This window comes from Marinomonas dokdonensis (assembly GCF_052747885.1).
Genome location: NZ_JBRAND010000003.1, coordinates 320,393 through 336,409, shown reverse-complemented (window position 1 = coordinate 336,409; position 16,017 = coordinate 320,393). Strand labels below are relative to the sequence as shown.

15 protein-coding genes are annotated in these 16,017 nt (G+C 44.9%); 12 read left to right on the top strand and 3 right to left on the bottom strand.

The annotated features are described in order from the left end of the window. The 3 genes from ACUM5Y_RS09320 (at position 1) to ACUM5Y_RS09310 (ending at position 3,195) form a co-directional block, all read left to right on the top strand. The gene (locus tag ACUM5Y_RS09320; protein WP_445976603.1) at positions 1-981 is read left to right on the top strand and encodes an ABC transporter substrate-binding protein; all 981 of its coding nucleotides are present in this window, start codon (positions 1-3) and stop codon (positions 979-981) included. Continuing rightward, a complete protein-coding gene (locus tag ACUM5Y_RS09315) occupies positions 978-2,036 on the top strand; it encodes a FecCD family ABC transporter permease (protein WP_445976602.1) in 1,059 nt (352 codons plus the stop codon). The genes ACUM5Y_RS09320 and ACUM5Y_RS09315 overlap by 4 nt, the downstream gene beginning before the upstream one ends. 109 nt (positions 2,037-2,145) lie before the next feature. Continuing rightward, positions 2,146-3,195 carry a peptidase M42 gene (locus ACUM5Y_RS09310; protein ID WP_445976601.1) on the top strand — a complete coding sequence of 350 codons (1,050 nt, stop codon included), beginning with the start codon at positions 2,146-2,148 and terminating at the stop codon, positions 3,193-3,195. Between the two features lie 39 nt (positions 3,196-3,234). Here ACUM5Y_RS09310 and ACUM5Y_RS09305 read toward each other — a convergent pair whose 3' ends face one another. Further along, positions 3,235-4,683, bottom strand: coding sequence for an EAL domain-containing protein (locus ACUM5Y_RS09305; RefSeq protein WP_445976600.1), 1,449 nt, complete (start codon positions 4,681-4,683; stop codon positions 3,235-3,237). Positions 4,684-5,136: 453 nt separating this feature from the next. Between ACUM5Y_RS09305 and ACUM5Y_RS09300 the strand changes: the two genes are divergently transcribed. Both ACUM5Y_RS09300 and ACUM5Y_RS09295 read left to right on the top strand, forming a co-directional pair. Then, positions 5,137-5,790: a glutathione S-transferase family protein gene (locus ACUM5Y_RS09300; protein ID WP_445976599.1), complete on the top strand. Its 654-nt coding sequence runs from the start codon at positions 5,137-5,139 to the stop codon at positions 5,788-5,790. A gap of 232 nt (positions 5,791-6,022) precedes the next feature. Then, entirely contained in the window at positions 6,023-7,270 is a 1,248-nt protein-coding gene (locus ACUM5Y_RS09295) for an OmpA family protein (protein WP_445976598.1), read from the top strand. A gap of 52 nt (positions 7,271-7,322) precedes the next feature. Here ACUM5Y_RS09295 and ACUM5Y_RS09290 read toward each other — a convergent pair whose 3' ends face one another. Then, complete coding sequence (locus tag ACUM5Y_RS09290; RefSeq protein ID WP_445976597.1) at positions 7,323-8,543, bottom strand: TIGR03862 family flavoprotein; 1,221 nt, start codon at positions 8,541-8,543, stop codon at positions 7,323-7,325. A 269-nt stretch (positions 8,544-8,812) separates the two neighbouring features. Here ACUM5Y_RS09290 and ACUM5Y_RS09285 point away from each other — a divergent pair, with 269 nt between their 5' ends. Next, positions 8,813-9,631, top strand: a complete 819-nt coding sequence (locus ACUM5Y_RS09285; protein WP_445976596.1) for a glycosyltransferase — start codon at positions 8,813-8,815, stop codon at positions 9,629-9,631. A gap of 53 nt (positions 9,632-9,684) precedes the next feature. Here the strand turns inward: ACUM5Y_RS09285 and ACUM5Y_RS09280 are convergent, their stop codons facing one another. Further along, positions 9,685-10,266, bottom strand: coding sequence for a DUF502 domain-containing protein (locus ACUM5Y_RS09280; RefSeq protein WP_445976595.1), 582 nt, complete (start codon positions 10,264-10,266; stop codon positions 9,685-9,687). Positions 10,267-10,440: 174 nt separating this feature from the next. Here ACUM5Y_RS09280 and ACUM5Y_RS09275 point away from each other — a divergent pair, with 174 nt between their 5' ends. The 6 genes from ACUM5Y_RS09275 (at position 10,441) to ACUM5Y_RS09250 (ending at position 16,016) form a co-directional block, all read left to right on the top strand. Then, complete coding sequence (locus tag ACUM5Y_RS09275) at positions 10,441-11,346, top strand: LysR family transcriptional regulator (protein WP_445976594.1); 906 nt, start codon at positions 10,441-10,443, stop codon at positions 11,344-11,346. Between the two features lie 103 nt (positions 11,347-11,449). Then, positions 11,450-12,250 carry a putative hydro-lyase gene (locus ACUM5Y_RS09270; protein ID WP_445976593.1) on the top strand — a complete coding sequence of 267 codons (801 nt, stop codon included), beginning with the start codon at positions 11,450-11,452 and terminating at the stop codon, positions 12,248-12,250. A gap of 89 nt (positions 12,251-12,339) precedes the next feature. Further along, on the top strand, positions 12,340-13,302 hold the full coding sequence (locus tag ACUM5Y_RS09265) for a TRAP transporter substrate-binding protein (protein WP_445976592.1): 963 nt from the start codon (positions 12,340-12,342) through the stop codon (positions 13,300-13,302). A gap of 112 nt (positions 13,303-13,414) precedes the next feature. Then, positions 13,415-13,933, top strand: coding sequence for a TRAP transporter small permease (locus ACUM5Y_RS09260; RefSeq protein WP_445976591.1), 519 nt, complete (start codon positions 13,415-13,417; stop codon positions 13,931-13,933). Then, complete coding sequence (locus tag ACUM5Y_RS09255) at positions 13,933-15,240, top strand: TRAP transporter large permease (RefSeq protein ID WP_445976590.1); 1,308 nt, start codon at positions 13,933-13,935, stop codon at positions 15,238-15,240. The genes ACUM5Y_RS09260 and ACUM5Y_RS09255 overlap by 1 nt, the downstream gene beginning before the upstream one ends. A 23-nt stretch (positions 15,241-15,263) precedes the next feature. After that, positions 15,264-16,016, top strand: a complete 753-nt coding sequence (locus ACUM5Y_RS09250; RefSeq protein ID WP_445976589.1) for a 5-oxoprolinase subunit PxpA — start codon at positions 15,264-15,266, stop codon at positions 16,014-16,016. The last annotated feature ends 1 nt before the right edge of the window (position 16,017 follow it).

The following is a 16,017-nucleotide window of genomic DNA, read 5'->3' as shown; positions in this document are numbered from 1 at the left end:
ATGACAATTGCCAATCTATTCACCATAAATGCACTGCTAATCACGCCTGCGTTATTACTCAGCCCTCTGGCAGCCCATGCCCAAAATGATGGTCATTATCCGGTCGAAGTACAAAGCTGTAATAGAGTGGTTAGCTTTCAACAAGCGCCTCAGGCGGCAGTGTCAAATGATGTAAACCTCACCGAGATGATGCTTGCCCTAGGCTTAGAGCAACACATGGTTGGCTACACAGGCATATCTGGCTGGAAGACGCTTTCCCCTGAGCTAAGAGCCGGAGTGGCTGAGTTACCTGAGCTATCGCCTAAATACCCAAGTAAAGAAGTTCTGCTCGGAGCAGACGCCGACTTTTACTTTGCCGGTTGGAACTACGGTATGCGTGTTGGTGGCGGCGTCACCCCAGACACACTGGAACCTTTAGGTATCAAGGTATATGAGCTGAGTGAAAGTTGTGTTCATATTATGGATAAGCCAAAGGTCTCTATGGCTGATTTATACACCGACTTGCTTAACTTGGGTCGCATCTTTAACGTTGAGCATAAAGCTCAGACACTGGTTAAGGGTTATCAGCAGTCACTAGAGCAATTCCAGCAAAAGCTGGCACCTCTTTCCGAACCCGTAAAGGTATTTGTTTATGACTCTGGAGAAGAGCAGCCTTTCACGGCCGGTCGTTTCGGCATGCCTACAGCACTTATTGAAGCGGCAGGCGGGGTCAACATTGTGGATGACGTCGCCAAAAGCTGGACTCAAATCGGTTGGGAATCTGTGATTGATCGCAACCCTGAAGTCATCGTCATTGTGAACTATGGTGATGTGACCGCTCAACAAAAAATAGACTTCTTGCTTAGCAATCCAGCGTTTAGTGACATCCCTGCGATAAAAAACCAGCGCTTTGTTGTGCTTGAGTATGTGGCCGCTACGCCTGGCCCACGAAATATCGACGCCATTAAAACCTTAGCCGAGGCATTTAGAACGGCCCTATGATTCTCAAACAAAAACATGCTCCATCGCTGGCTAAACTGCCAATGCTCTGGCTGCTCATCAGTCTAGCTATCCTATTGATCGTGAGCATGGGCATTGCGGTGGGAGTTGGCTCGGTGGCCATTGATCAAGCAACCGTTTGGGGTGTTATTGCTCACAAAATTTCCTTGAGCAGTAGCCTGCCGAACTGGTCTATGGGTCGCGAAAATATTATTTGGGCTGTGCGCTTACCCAGAGTCATTTTAGCCGCCATAGTCGGCGCCGCATTAGCCATGGTGGGTGGCGCACTGCAATCTGTGACGCGTAACCCTTTGGCAGACCCGCACTTATTAGGAGTGTCTTCTGGGGCGGCATTAGGGGCGATTATCGCATTACTCCATACGGGTATGATTTTGGGGGTCGCGACCGTGCCTGTGTTTGCTTTTATCGGTGCATTAGTGGCTATTTTCTGTGTGCTGTTGGTCGCAAACTTCTCCGTGGCGCACAGTGCTGGCCGTCTCATCTTAGCGGGAGTTGCCATTGCCTTTATTCTCACAGCGTTAGGAAACTTGTTTATTTTTATGGGTGACCATAGGGCTTCTCATACGGTTATCTTCTGGATGCTGGGTGGCTTAGGTCTGGCCCAGTGGGATCAGCTTTGGTTTCCATGTTTAGCGCTGTTATTAGGCGCAAGCTACCTTATCTACAAAGCACGCTTTCTCAATGCCATGACACTGGGGGATGAAACTGCTAGCACCCTAGGCGTACCGGTTACACGTTTTCGCCTCATGGTGATTGTGGTGTGCGCGTTACTTACCGGAGCCGCTGTGGCTTTTTCTGGCGTGATCGGTTTTGTGGGGCTCATGGTGCCCCATATTACTCGTTTACTGGTGGGGGGAGATTATCGAAAATTACTGCCTCTTTCTGGATTATTAGGGGCGCTCTTTCTTGTTATTGCGGACATTGTCGCCAGAGTCATTATCCCACCCCAAGACATGCCTATCGGTATCTTAACTGGGTTAGTGGGTGGTATTGCCTTTGTCTTATTGATGCGCCAAAAACGCCATGTTTCTTTCTAATTCATGGTGGGGAATCTCCCTGTAAATAATGAAAAAAACACTACCTGATTTGCTCAATTCGGTTTATAAACGCAGCTTCTAACCACCCTTATTTAGGAAGCCACAGCGCATGCCAAATGATGCCTTTATAGACCTACTAAAACTGCTCATCCGCCAACCAAGTGTCGTGGGTGCCGAGCACTCATTTTTTCGTGTATTACAGCGTGAGTTAGAGGAACGTGGGGCAAAGGTCACTTGGTATGAGGGCCTTCTAGTGGCTCAAGGCAGTGACCCAATGAGCACTATGTTTTCGGCTCACATTGATCGTCACGGTCTGGTTTGCACTGGACCAAATGAATTTCAATACGCCGCATTTGTTTCCGCGAACCGTACAGATCTTTTAAACAACTCTGTATCCGAAGAGTTAATGACTAAGGTTACAGAACGCTTTAATCATGAAGAAGTGTACGCTTATGAACCTTGGTCTGGTGTTTATCGTGGTAAGGGCGTGATTAAAAGCTGCTACGTTTGTGAATACCGCAACAACTTAATTTTCGAAATTGACGGTTTAGAAAGTGTTGTGGCGGGAACGCCAATCGCCTTTAAAGACCAGCTGCATATACGCGAAGGCCGATTAGAAGGTCAATTGGACAACGTTATTTCCGCGGCCGCTCTTGTACATCTATTTGATCATGGCTTCAAAGGCACGGCGTTCTTTACCGCTCAAGAAGAAGCCGGCAAGAGTTGGCGCTACCTGTTGGAGTGGTTCCGTCGCTTTGGCGGCTCAACCAATCGTTTATTTGTCGTGGACACCAGCCCTTTCCCGAATACCGCCGCGGCTAACGAGCAACTTTTGGTATTGCGAGAGAAAGATGCCAACGCAACCTTTAATAGCCAAAGTACAGCACTGATCGAGCAACTCTGCCAACAACATGGCATGAGCTATCTGTATAAAAACCGTTATGTTGAGCAGGAGAACAGCAAACGCTTAGCTCAAGGGCTCACAGCACAGTCTTTAGGTAGTACGGAACTTGGACGTATTATTGCGGCATCAAATGGCTTAGTGGATGGCACCACTATACAGATTCCAACAATCGGCTATCACACTATGAATGAGTCGGCTGCCATTGAGTCCGTAGAAGCTTTTCTGGATATGTTAAAAATAGTTGCGGAAATTTAATAAACATTAAGTGGAGTAAGAGTGGAAAGAATCCAGCTCTTACTCTGCGTTTTCATAGGCCAGTTTATATTTTAAAACATCGTGAGCCGACATGGCTTTATTGTGATACCAACCCTGATGCAGCACCACGCCCATTTCAGTTAAGTGCAGCACATTCTCTTCACTTTCTACCCCTTCTGCAATACAAGCTATATTCAACTCTTGAGATAGAGTTTGAATTGATTTCATAATTGCATTATTTTTCGGGCTGTCCCCCATGAAAATTTTATCTGTTTTAATGATTTCAAAGTCAAATTCAGACACATAAGACAAACCCGAATATTCCATTCCAAAATCATCGATGGCAAATCGACAGCCAGCGCTGCGAAGTATCTCCATGTTCTGCTTGATCTTATTCTTATGTTTCATAAGATTTTCATCTTCTGTAATTTCTAAAATAAGGCTATTGCGCATCGCTTCACTTAATTCAGTGATTTGTCGTATAAAATCTTCACTCTCTATATGTTTACTTGATACGTTTATTTGAAAGTTGTTTTCACGAATGAAATACTCTGTAAAGCTCGTCTCCACCTCAGCAATCTGAAACAATGTGTGCTCTATATATAAGTCAAAGTCTTTGATAATTTTAGCAATTTCACCGGCACCCTGAGTGCTTTTGCTTCTCAAGAACACCTCTATAGAAAACAACTTTTTCGTCTCTACATTCACAATCGGCTGGTAAACATTATAGAAATAATTTCTATTTATCTTTCTTTTTAGATCTTTTAATTCAAACCACCGAACAAGTTTAGGTGTTAATAAAAACAAACAAATAATAAAGAACAATATGATTGTCGGAATAACATAGTAATTTATTTCTTGGCCATTCCGATCTGGAAGAGAAATATAAGATAAGTTCTTAATATAGTCTGACGTTTTGTAGAAAGTGCTGGCAGGATGAACTGAATTAAAAATAGAAAGTGTCAACAAGGATTCTTCAGGCAATAACTCTGTAATCGTACTCTCTTTAATAACCAAGTTATATTCTTGTGGGCCAATTGCCTTCTTTATAATAAAAACAGGCTCTGATAAGGATTTAATATCAAATGGGCCTATTATTACAAAGCCTTCAAATGGCAGGGGCATGTCTACTTTCTGAACGACCTTATTTCCCCATGAGTCACAAGCGATAATGGCATGATCGCCTTTTTTGTCCACTACACCGAACTCGATACCACCTTGGATAGTGAATAGCTCTTGCCGCATAGAGTAAATGAAGTTTCGAGGGCAGGACTCGCTATAACTTTTTGACAGTCTGGTCATCATTTCAGTTATATCGCCAAAATAGCTTTCGGCAACAGCAAAGGCAGATTGTCTTTGAGTTTGAACCCTAGTTTCTTCGGTGTTTTCGTGCCACCTTTTCTCTGCTGAATAAAGAAAGACAGAAAAAGCAGCTACAAGGAAAACATTAAAGAAAACTAGGAAAAATAATCTTTCCTTTTTGAACATGAAAACTATCCGACAGGCGTCTTAAAAGTATAAGGCATTATATATTTTAAAGTATCTTAAGTGAACATTAATTAAATGCTGGTTAATCGCTTAAAAACATCCATCTAAATTTTATTTTTATCAAAAAAATCTCACCTCGCTTGGCGCGGCAATCAAATAGCTATTTGGCATATTTATACACAGTGTTTCTACTCACCCCAGCTTCTTTGTGACTTGAGAATCGGCCTCCTCCCTCCAGTCACAACCTTACATGTAACCTTGACAGACTCTCATCGCCAGATGTGTGCTAAACATAGAGTAAGCATAGGCGCTACGACTAGTGCTATGCCCATAGGGAAAGCACGCATCAAGGTTAGAAACAGGTTGCATTAAAACGGTTCGTTAGCTTTTATAAATACAGGCAGTCACTATCTTATCAACTGATAAAAACGATCCATGACGGAGAGAAAGCACATGAAACTCATCATCGCGAATAAAAACTACTCATCTTGGTCACTACGGGGCTGGTTGGTACTAAAAGCTTTTCATGTGCCATTCGACGAGATCCAATTGAGCCTAGAAACGGAAGAGTTTTACCAGATTCTTGCCCAGCACACTAGCGTGGGTAAAGTCCCCGTGCTAATTGATAATGACCTGACGGTCTGGGACTCCTTAGCCATCTGCGAATATATTAATGAGGCGTATTTACAGGGCAAAGGCTGGCCTGAAGACAGAAACAAACGTGCGGTGGCTCGCTCAATCGTTTCAGAAATGCACTCTGGGTTATTTGCCATACGTAACGAAATGCCAATGAACTGCCGTGCGACACGCCGTATTGAGCCGACCGAATCCGCCCTTGCTGAAGTCGCTCATGTTGACGATATGTGGTCTACATTGCGCGCCGAAAATAGCAAAGAGGGCGACTACCTGTTTGGCGAGTTTAGCTTAGCGGACGTATTTTTTGCGCCACTTGTGTTCCGCTTCATGACTTATCGGGTGGCTGTATCTGACTCAGTAAAAGCCTATATGGACACAATGCTGGCTCATCCCGCTATGCAAGAGTGGTATCAGGCGGCGCTTGCTGAAACAGAAGTCATTGCCTCGGATGAAGCTGGTGAACCTGTGTAAATCCTCCCTAGGTCGGAGACTAACTTGGTCCTAAGAGGCACTAATTAGTTTTCGACAAAAACCAGAGTGTATGTTTTTCGAACAGGTGGTGTCAGTCTTTTGATCGCTTTTGTAATGTAATTTTAATTAAGTGTTATTTTGTATCCGTATTGAGACACGAGCAGGCAATCTAGGGATAATCCCCTCATTGCATTAACAAAACTCGACTTTATTGTTCTCAGGGAGACAAAATATGCCTTTTAATAAGAAACACTATGCATTAATGACAAGTGTTTTAGCTCTTTCAACAGTTTCTTCTCAAATCATGGCTGAAACTCAAGAAGGCTTTACGCTGACACCAAGCATCGGCTACTACAACATGGACAATAAACGTGGTGTTGATAACGAAACCGCTTTGTCCCTTGGCCTAGGTTATCAGTTCAACTCACCATGGGCGGTTGAGTTTACTTACCTAAACGCTGACAGCAGCACGCTGAGCGGTGGTACTGATGTAGATGTTGATCAATTGCGTCTTGATGCCCTTTACCATCTTGCTAGCCGCGAAGATCTTACACCTTACTTAGCAGCAGGTGTTGGTTCTACTGATTTCAGTAGTCCAATCGACTTAGACAACACACAGCTTAATGCAGGTGGTGGTGTTAAGTATGCCATCAACGACCAAGTCTCATTGCGTGGTGACTTCCGTCTACTAAAAGATACCGAAGACCATCACTTAGATAACCTGACCACTCTCGGTGTGCAGTTCACATTCGGTAATAAAGGAAGCAAGCAGGAAGAAGTTGTAGCACAGCCTGTTGCCGTTGTTGCAGAAGAGCCAGTTGAACAAGCGCCAGTCGATACCGATGGTGATGGCGTTGTAGACGCAAATGACCAATGTTTAAGCACACCAAAAGGCGCTGCCGTATACGCTAATGGCTGCGAGCTTGATGGCGATAATGATGGCGTAGTGGATCGTTTAGACCAGTGTTTAACAACACCAAATGGCGCCTCTGTAGATGCTAAAGGTTGTGCTCTAGATGGTGATAAAGATGGTGTTGCGGATTACAAAGACCAATGTTTGTACACAGCAGCAGGCGCTAAAGTAAACGAGCAGGGCTGTCATGAAACACTAAGCAGCACTAAGACGGTTAGCTTAGACGTTCAATTTGCGAACAACTCTGATGCGGTTGATGCGAAATACTTCCCACAAATCGAAGAAGTAGCAACTTTCCTAACCGAGTATCCAGAAACCAACGTTGTGATTGAAGGTCACACCGACGACCGTGGTTCTGCCGCTTACAACCAGCAGCTTTCTGAAAAACGAGCGAAAGCAATTGCCAATGTACTTGTTGAAGAATTTGCGATTGCGGAAGATCGTGTAGCGGCCATTGGTTACGGTGAGTCTCAGCCAAAAGTCGATAATGACACGGCAGCCAACCGTAACATTAACCGTCGCGTAGTCGCCGTTGTTTCTGCCACCGTTGAAGAAGCGGCTCAGTAAAACATAACGACCTACCGATCAAGCCATACCCTTTGCTAAGGGTATGGCTTTTTTATGATTGTAGATATTGCTCAACCCCTTGCGCAGCCAGGACACCTGTCGCAAAGCAAGCCGTTAATAAGTAGCCACCGGTTGGCGCTTCCCAGTCCAACATCTCTCCAGCACAAAATACTCCAGGCATATTTTTCAGCATAAGATGCTCTGTGACACTTTCCTCACACACGCCACCAGCACTCGAAATCACCTCTTCAATGGCTTTCACCTGATCAAAATGCACGACCACATTTTTCAAGCTTGAAGCAATTTTTTCAGGCGCGGATAAATCCTCTGGCCTAGTCACTTCATGCAATAACGCCACTTTTACACCACCTAGGTTCAAGGTGCGTTTGATGTACTTGGAAAACGATTCTTTGGCTTTGCGCTGGGACAGTTTTTTCACTAACTGAGAATGATCGAGCTGGGGCAACAAATCGATGACTAACTGGGCCTTGCCTTGTTTCTCGACCTGATCCCGTAGGTGTTTCGAAAACGCATAGATTAAACTGCCTTCCATCCCATCTTGGGTCAAAATACACTCACCTTTCTTTGACACCACTAGCCCTTCGGTTGTCGTACAACGAAACGACACGCCTTTAAGAGGAGAGCCAGCAAATTTTTCCTTGAGAAAATCACTCCAAGGGCTGTAAAAACCGCAATTAGCGCTTTTCAAAGGCTCAATCACCACCTTATGTTTTGCAAGTGCCAGTTGCCAACTACCATCCGAACCTAACTTTGGCCAGCTCGCACCGCCCATGGCCAAAACGAATGCATCTGCTTCTGCAATGATTTCTTGGCTTTCATGGGAAAAACGAGCACATTTAGCTTCAATACTGAGCATCTTGTGGCGCATATGAAACACCACCCCCATCTCACGTAAGCGCTTTAACCAATTTCTGAGTAAGGGAGCGGCCTTCATATCTTTTGGGAAAACGCGGCCCGAGCTGCCGACGAAAGTCTCAATTCCTAGACCATGAATCCAATCTTGCAGGGCCTCTGCATTAAACTCACGAACTGCTCGATCAAGCCAATCAGCTTTGTCGTAATATCTCTGGATGAAAGCATCATAGGGCTCTGAGTGGGTGATATTCATGCCACCCACACCCGCTAATAGGAACTTTCGGCAAGCACTGGCTTTGGCATCGTACACATGCACTTGATGCCCTTGTGCACAAATACGCTCTGCGGCCATAAGCCCAGCAGGCCCTGCGCCTATTACAATGACTTTTTTTGGCATCGATCGACTCATAAATACGGGAAAACAGGCATCATAAAGAAAAGTTTCACTCTTACCAACTCATTATCCATCAAAAGGTTCACTCGCTTTGATAGATAGCATCATTGGTGTATGAGCCGCGCTATATACCTTCCCTTTGCGAAATGCCTATTCTATAGACATTCTCTCTTCTAACTCTCTTCAAAAAGAGTTTATGTTACCAAGAGCATATTCTCGCCTTAGTTATATTAGTATAATGACGCAAACTTACTTATAGGAAATTGTCTTGCATGAAAGTTAGCCTGATTGTAGCGGTATATAAAGATATCGAAGCTCTAGATCGGATTGTCGAAGCGCTGAAACATCAAACTTATAAGAACTTCGAACTTATCGTTGCAGAAGACAATAACGCCAAAGAGATGAAAGAGTACGTTGAGTCCATTCAAGGGCTTAACGTTTTGCATACTCATCAGGAAGACCAGGGAATTAGAAAAGCACGCTCTCAGAACAATGCCATCTTAGCGGCAACTGGTGAATACCTAATATTTATTGATGGTGATTGTGTGCCGTATACGAACTTCATTGAAAATCATGTTGAAATATCTAAACGAGGTACTGTTCTGGCAGGGCGACGAGTGAATTTAGGCCCTAAGTACAGCACTCAAATACGGCAACAACAATTATCTTCAACATCTCTAGAAAAGCAGTTTTTTTGGCGTTTACCCAGCCTTTTAATAGATGGGAAAGAAAATCATATTGAAACAGGTCTTTCTTTAAACCCTAAAAGCTCTATTTTCAAACGCTACGTGTACCCAAAAAGCCCTTCAATCGTAGGTTGTAATTTTTCCTGCTTCAAATCTGATGTAATCGCAATCAATGGTTTTGATGAAAGCTATGGTGAAACATCTCTTCCAGATGACACAGATATTGAGTGGAGATTTAGAGCCTATGGCTTAAAAGTACATTCATGTAAATTTGCCGCAAACCAGTTTCATTTGCACCACTCTCGGTCATTCAGGGAGCAAATTAAAAATGACTTTGAAGACCTAATGCTCTCACGTAAAGCTAAAGGGCTTTTCAAGGCTCATATTGGTTTAGACAGCCATTAAAATCTGTGGATGATAGACAAACGCGCCTGCCCCGTGCGTTTGCCTATTTTCAACTACCCCTTCTCCCCACCCTGCACTCCCCCAGTAATGGCGATACGCATCGCTTCTTCAACACCGATATCCAACTCTGTTAAGCGGTCACGTGAGACGTAGGCGGTAATCCCACCGATTTGATAACTTAAGGGAATGTAGACACCTACTAGGTCTTTCTCTTTAAACAATCGTTGTCCCGTTTGCTCCCCGGTGACAAAGCCGATCATTTGGGCGCCGTTCATTTCCAAGGCCACCACACTTTTCATGTCATTCGCTTCAGATAGATTAAAGACCTTCATCATGTCTTTTATGGCGCCGTATAGAGATTTCACCAATGGGATACGTTCGAATAGATTATGGCTAAGCTTTACCAGATAGCGGATACCGTACAAATTTACCAACAAACCAATCAACACTAGGCTAACAAGACTGGTTAATACACCTAGTCCCAAAAAATAATAAGTCTCTGGCATCACCCATAACAATAGGGATTTAGTCACTTCCTCAGCCTTGGAAAGTAGCCAGTAGATTAAATAAACGGTTAAGCCTATTGGTAGTACCGCTGCGAGCCCTTTCAATAATAAAGACACCAATTTATTCATTTTCTCATCGCCTTATTCGCTGAATATTTCCCCATATTGTACGCTAACTAGAGAGGGGAATACGCTAGATTCCGTGGTCATTTGTACTGTGTCACAACTAAAGATTGCTCATCGACCAGTCACCTTATACTCTTTCTAACCATAAACTTTAAACAACTTGTTAGGAGCCAGCTGGTGAACTACAAACGCCTAGAAACTTTTGTGTGGGTGGCTACCTTGGGCAGTTTTCGCAAAACAGCGGAACGACTACACACCACGCAACCTGCCATCTCAGCACGCATTACCGGCTTAGAAAGCGACTTGGGAGTAAAGCTATTTGAACGAGATGGTGGCTCTAGCCCGATTATCTTGACGTCCAAGGGTAAAGAACTGCTCCCTTATGTGGAAAAAATTCTTTATCAAACTGAACAACTCAGAAAGCGTGCGGAAATCTCGACCGCTTATTCTGGCGTACTTCGGCTCGGTGTTTCTGAAACCATTGTCCATACTTGGCTACCGGATTTCCTGTCCCGTTTACACAAAAATATGCCTAATTTAGACGTCGAAATGACGGTCGATATTTCGAGTACTTTAGCGGTGGCGCTCAAGGAAAGAACGCTTGATTTGGGCCTTCTCATGGGACCAATATCTGAACCAAACATAGTAAACAGAAAACTATGTACCTTTCCTCTTTCCTGGGTGGCCAGCCCAAATTTAGACCTTCCTGATCGCCTGCTCTATCTGGAAGAGCTGACCCAATGGCCTATTATCACTTACGCTAAAGCCACCGGTCCCTATGTAGAAATCAATCAAAAATTTAGAGAGTTAGAAGGGCCTGCGGTACATTTTTTTGCCTCAACTTCCTTATCGGCTTGTCGCAGTTTAGCCATCGACGCGGTGGGGATTTCCACCTTGCCAGACGTGATCATTGGCAAAGAATTAGAGCGGGGCACACTAAAGAAATTACGCACTATTTGGTCCCCAAGCCCTTTAAAGTTTACCGCGTCCTATTCTAATGACCCTTTTAACCCATTAGCAGAAGTGGCCGTTGAGTTCGCTGTACAAGCAGCTCAGGAGTATGAAAGAAAAAACATTCGATAAATATTTTTTATCAAATAGGCAAAAAAAACACGATTAGACTTTCCACCTCCACAGCATCTACTCTTGAATGTAAGAAATGTGGCAAGAATGAGGAATAAGCAAAATGAGTCTATCGGCAGCACCACTATTGCAACAAACCTATGAATTGCGCCAAGCCATCCGTAGCAAACGCCATACTGGCCCAACCAGCGGTCTGGCTACTGGGGCAATGCAAGGTAATGTGGTGATTCTACCCGCCGATTGGGCTAACGAGTTTTTGCTGTTTTGCCAAAAGAACCCTGTATCCTGTCCTCTCATTGGCGTTTCAGAAGTCGGTAACTTCAATCTGCCGGAACTGGGACAGGATATAGATATGCGCCACGATATTCCCGAATACTTCGTTTACCGCGATGGTGAAAAAGTGGAAAGTCGTAGCGACATTCAAGATTTATGGCAAGACGATATGGTGGCCTTTGTACTAGGTTGCTCCTTCTCATTCGAACATGCCCTATCACAAGCGGGTTTGACGCCACGCAATATTGAAGAAGGCGTTAACGTATCCATGTACGAGAGCAATATTGCCACCGTACCGGCAGGGCGTTTTTACGGCAACACCGTGGTCACCATGCGCCCATATAAACCCAAAGATGCCATTCGTGCCATACAAATCACCACTCGATTTCCTAAAGCTCACGGCGCACCTTTGCATTTTGGTACCCCAGAAAGTATTGGCATTAATGACCTAACCAAACCAGACTTTGGTGACCCGGTGAGCGTTAAAGAAGGTGAAGTGCCTGTTTTTTGGGCTTGCGGTGTGACCCCACAAGTGGCACTTCGCAATGCCAAGCCGCCCATTTGCATCACTCATGCTCCTGGCAAGATGCTCATTACCGATATTCTAGATACGGATTTATCCGTTCTTTAAAACGATTGCTTTACCACCTGGCCATATCAGGTGTCGGATATACCTAAAACCATAATGAAAAGATAACCTATCATTAAGAGGAAGGAATTATGTTAAAAGTAACCAGTGCACTACTTATCGGTGGCCTTGTATCAACGGCCAGCTATGCTGACAAATGGCACATGCCAACACCTTACGGTGACGGTAACTTGCAAACGCAAATCGCTTACGAATTTGCTCAGGAAATTAAAGACAAATCTGAAGGTAACCTAGACATTACTGTGCATTCTGGCGGCTCGCTGGTTAAGCACACGGAAATTCCACGTTCCGTAAAATCTGGTCAAGTGCAAATGGGTGAATTGTTCCTAGGCATCCTAGGTAACGAAAATCCAGTTTATAAGCATGACAACATCCCTTTCCTAGCGACAACTTATGAAGAAGCTGAGAAACTGTGGGAAGCGGCTAAACCTTCTGTTGCGAAACAACTGGACAAAGATGGCATGCAACTGCTTTATGCTGTGGCATGGCCAGCACAAAGCCTTTACAGCAAGGGTTCTATCAACTCCCTAGCAGATATCCAAGGCGCTAAAATGCGTGCTTACAGCCCGTCGACTTCACGCCTAGCAGACCTAATGGGCACAACACCAACCACTATCCAAAACCCAGATATTCCGCAAGCTTTCAGTACTGGCATCATTCAAGCCATGGTGACTTCGCCTTCTACAGGTGTAGACAGCCAAGCATGGGATTATGTTACCCACTTTACCGATGTTCGAGCTTGGATCCCTAAAAACATCGTCGTGGTTAACAAACGCGCTTTCCGTCGTCTAGATAAAGCCACTCAACAAATCATTCTAGATGCCGCAAAAAATGCTGAGCAAAAAGGTTGGACTGGTGTTGCTGCACGCGCCGCGAAAGACAAAGCGACTCTAATCGAGAAGGGTATGGTGGTTACAGATCCTACCGCTAAGCTAGTTGAAGAACTGCAAGCCATTGGTAAAACAATGACCGAAGAATGGTTAGCAGAAGATCCTAAAGAAGTTGGCGCCATCTTATCTCGTTACCAGAACTAATTAGGCAATTGCTGTTGTCCTAATACACAGCGTCCTCCTTTCACCGTCTGGCTTGGTTTCTAACTCCTTCGGCCAGGCTAGACGGTGCCTTTTATTCCAAAAAGAGAACACTATGAGCCATATAAAAGAAAAATGTTACCAATGCTCTGGGTTGTTAGCCGGTTTTTTCATTGTCGCGATTACCTTGTTGCTGATCGCACAAATCGTTGGTCGACTGTTTGGTTTTATTGTCCCTTCGGCTGAAGATTTTGCCGGTTACTCCTTAGCTGCATCAACTTTTCTAGGGCTTGCTTATACCTTTCGTGAAGGTGGTCATATTCGCGTAACTCTGTTAATTCAGCGTTTCTCACCCTTGCCACGACGTATTCAAGAAGGCGTGATTTTAAGTTTAGCCTTTTTCTTACTGTGCTTTTTAAGCTACTCATGCTCCTACATGGTGTACGAGTCTTACATTTATGAAGAAGTTTCCTATGGATATATCCCAGTCCCATTATGGATTCCTCAAATCCCCGTTGCCCTCGGTGTCATTGCTTTGAATTTAGCAATTTTAGACGCTTGGATCATGGTAATACGCGGGCAAAAACCTAGTTATTCCGAGCAAGAAGACGCTTTATCCTTGGAGGAAATTTAATGGACATGATGTGGATTTCAATCCTCCTAGCGTTTGGCATGTTTGCCTTACTTTCTATGGGCGTTTGGGTGTCATTTACCCTGATCGCCATAGGCGGTCTAGGACTTATACTGTCAGAGAACTATCAAATCGACCTACTCTTCGCGACCTCTAGTTGGGGCGCAAGTACTGCATGGTCACTGACCGCTCTGCCTTTGTTTATCTGGATGGGGGAAGTACTGTTTCGTACTCGCTTATCCGAAGACCTCTTTAAAGGGTTATCCCCTTGGCTGGGAGGCGTACCGGGTAAATTGCTACACGTTAATATCTTAAGTTGTGGTATTTTCGCCGCGGTTTCAGGCTCTTCTGCCGCAACGGCCGCAACCATTGGCCGCATGACCTTACCTGAACTACGCAAGCAGGGTTACAGTGATCGCATGGCCATCGGCACCTTGGCAGGTTCGGGTACGCTTGGCCTATTGATCCCACCTTCCATCATTTTGATTGTGTATGGGGTGGCCGCAGAAGTGTCTATTGCGCGATTGTTTATCGCCGGCGCAATGCCAGGATTACTTTTAGTGTCACTGTTTATGGGTTTCACCATGATTTGGGGTTATCTGCATAAAGATGAGCTACCAAAAAGCACTGGCCATGAAACCAGCTGGAGCGCCCGTATTAAAGGTTTGCGCCAACTGCTGCCTGTCGTCGGTTTGATTGGCTTTGTACTGGGCTCTATCTATGGTGGTATTACCACGCCAACGGAAGCGGCTGCTATTGGTGTAACAGGTGCGTTAGTACTGGCCGCTTGCACGGGCTCATTAAGCCGTCACAGCTTTATGGACAGTTTGCTCGGTGCCGTAAAAAGCTCATGTATGATCGGCTTTATCTTAGTCGGAGCACACTTCCTGACTCTTGCGATGGGTTTCCTAGGCATACCTAAAGCATTAGCCGTGTGGATAGGTTCCATGTCCTTGTCGCCAATGGAATTGATCTTATACCTGACCGTATTGTTCGTGATCTTAGGTTGTTTCTTAGATGGTATTTCCGTTGTAGTACTAACGGTGGCAGTGATTTTACCCATGGTACAAGCGGCCAACATCGACCTACTTTGGTTTGGTATCTTCATCGTACTGGTCGTGGAAATGTCACAGATAACACCGCCGGTGGGCTTTAACCTCTTTGTTATCCAAGCTCTCACCGGAAAAAACATCTTATACGTAGCTAGAGCTGCACTGCCTTTCTTCCTACTCATAGGCGTCGCTATTCTATTAATCAGTTTATTCCCTGAAATAGTGACTTACTTACCAACCACCATGTCCCAAAACTAGTTAGACAGGACAAGGAGTAAATAATGAAATTAAATTGTGATATGGGTGAAGCGTTTGGCGCTTGGAAAATGGGTTTAGATGATCAAATCATGCCGTTTGTCGATTTAGCAAACGTGGCTTGTGGTTTTCATGCTTCCGATCCATACACCATGGCAAAAACCGTCGCCCTTGCTGTTGAGCATAATGTCACGATTGGAGCCCACCCAGCCTACCCAGATTTGGTAGGCTTTGGGCGCCGCAATATGGACATTGCCCCACAAGAGCTAAAAGCTATTATTCAATACCAAGTCGGTGCTTTGCAGGGCATTTGTAAAAGTTACAACACCCAAATCAGCTATGTTAAACCTCATGGTGCCCTATACAACACAATGATGGCTGACTTCTCAGTGCTGGAAACTGTGATGAAAGCGGTGAGTGAATTAGATAAAAATCTCCCCCTCATGGTGATGGCCGTACCCGAAGCAGAAGAGATTAAAGTCATGGCCGAAAAATACGGTTTAACCGTATGGTTCGAAGCGTTTTCTGACCGCCTCTATACCGACGAAGGCCGCCTGACCCCTCGCAAAGAGCCCCTTGCTGTGCATGCTTCTTTTGAGCTTATCGAACAACAAGTTACGCAACTGTGCGAAACCGGCACACTGACTACTTCATCCGGCAAGCAGCTAGCGATTCATGCCGACACCATTTGTGTTCATGGGGACGGCAGCCATGCGGTAGAAGCCGTGACACGCATTCGAGCCTTGGTCGACCAACTTAATGGTGCGGCGGTAAACTAGT

Bases quoted from the DNA above. Each gene is read 5' to 3' on its own strand.
- ACUM5Y_RS09320 (WP_445976603.1), top strand. From the start codon at position 1: ATGACAATTGCCAATCTATTCACCATAAATGCACTGCTAATCACGCCT.
- ACUM5Y_RS09250 (WP_445976589.1), top strand. From the start codon at position 15,264: ATGAAATTAAATTGTGATATGGGTGAAGCGTTTGGCGCTTGGAAAATG.
- ACUM5Y_RS09315 (WP_445976602.1), top strand. From the start codon at position 978: ATGATTCTCAAACAAAAACATGCTCCATCGCTGGCTAAACTGCCAATG.
- ACUM5Y_RS09300 (WP_445976599.1), top strand. From the start codon at position 5,137: ATGAAACTCATCATCGCGAATAAAAACTACTCATCTTGGTCACTACGG.
- ACUM5Y_RS09260 (WP_445976591.1), top strand. From the start codon at position 13,415: ATGAGCCATATAAAAGAAAAATGTTACCAATGCTCTGGGTTGTTAGCC.
- ACUM5Y_RS09270 (WP_445976593.1), top strand. From the start codon at position 11,450: ATGAGTCTATCGGCAGCACCACTATTGCAACAAACCTATGAATTGCGC.
- ACUM5Y_RS09285 (WP_445976596.1), top strand. From the start codon at position 8,813: ATGAAAGTTAGCCTGATTGTAGCGGTATATAAAGATATCGAAGCTCTA.
- ACUM5Y_RS09255 (WP_445976590.1), top strand. From the start codon at position 13,933: ATGGACATGATGTGGATTTCAATCCTCCTAGCGTTTGGCATGTTTGCC.
- ACUM5Y_RS09295 (WP_445976598.1), top strand. From the start codon at position 6,023: ATGCCTTTTAATAAGAAACACTATGCATTAATGACAAGTGTTTTAGCT.
- ACUM5Y_RS09305 (WP_445976600.1), bottom strand. From the start codon at position 4,683: ATGTTCAAAAAGGAAAGATTATTTTTCCTAGTTTTCTTTAATGTTTTC.
- ACUM5Y_RS09280 (WP_445976595.1), bottom strand. From the start codon at position 10,266: ATGAATAAATTGGTGTCTTTATTATTGAAAGGGCTCGCAGCGGTACTA.
- ACUM5Y_RS09265 (WP_445976592.1), top strand. From the start codon at position 12,340: ATGTTAAAAGTAACCAGTGCACTACTTATCGGTGGCCTTGTATCAACG.
- ACUM5Y_RS09290 (WP_445976597.1), bottom strand. From the start codon at position 8,543: ATGCCAAAAAAAGTCATTGTAATAGGCGCAGGGCCTGCTGGGCTTATG.
- ACUM5Y_RS09310 (WP_445976601.1), top strand. From the start codon at position 2,146: ATGCCAAATGATGCCTTTATAGACCTACTAAAACTGCTCATCCGCCAA.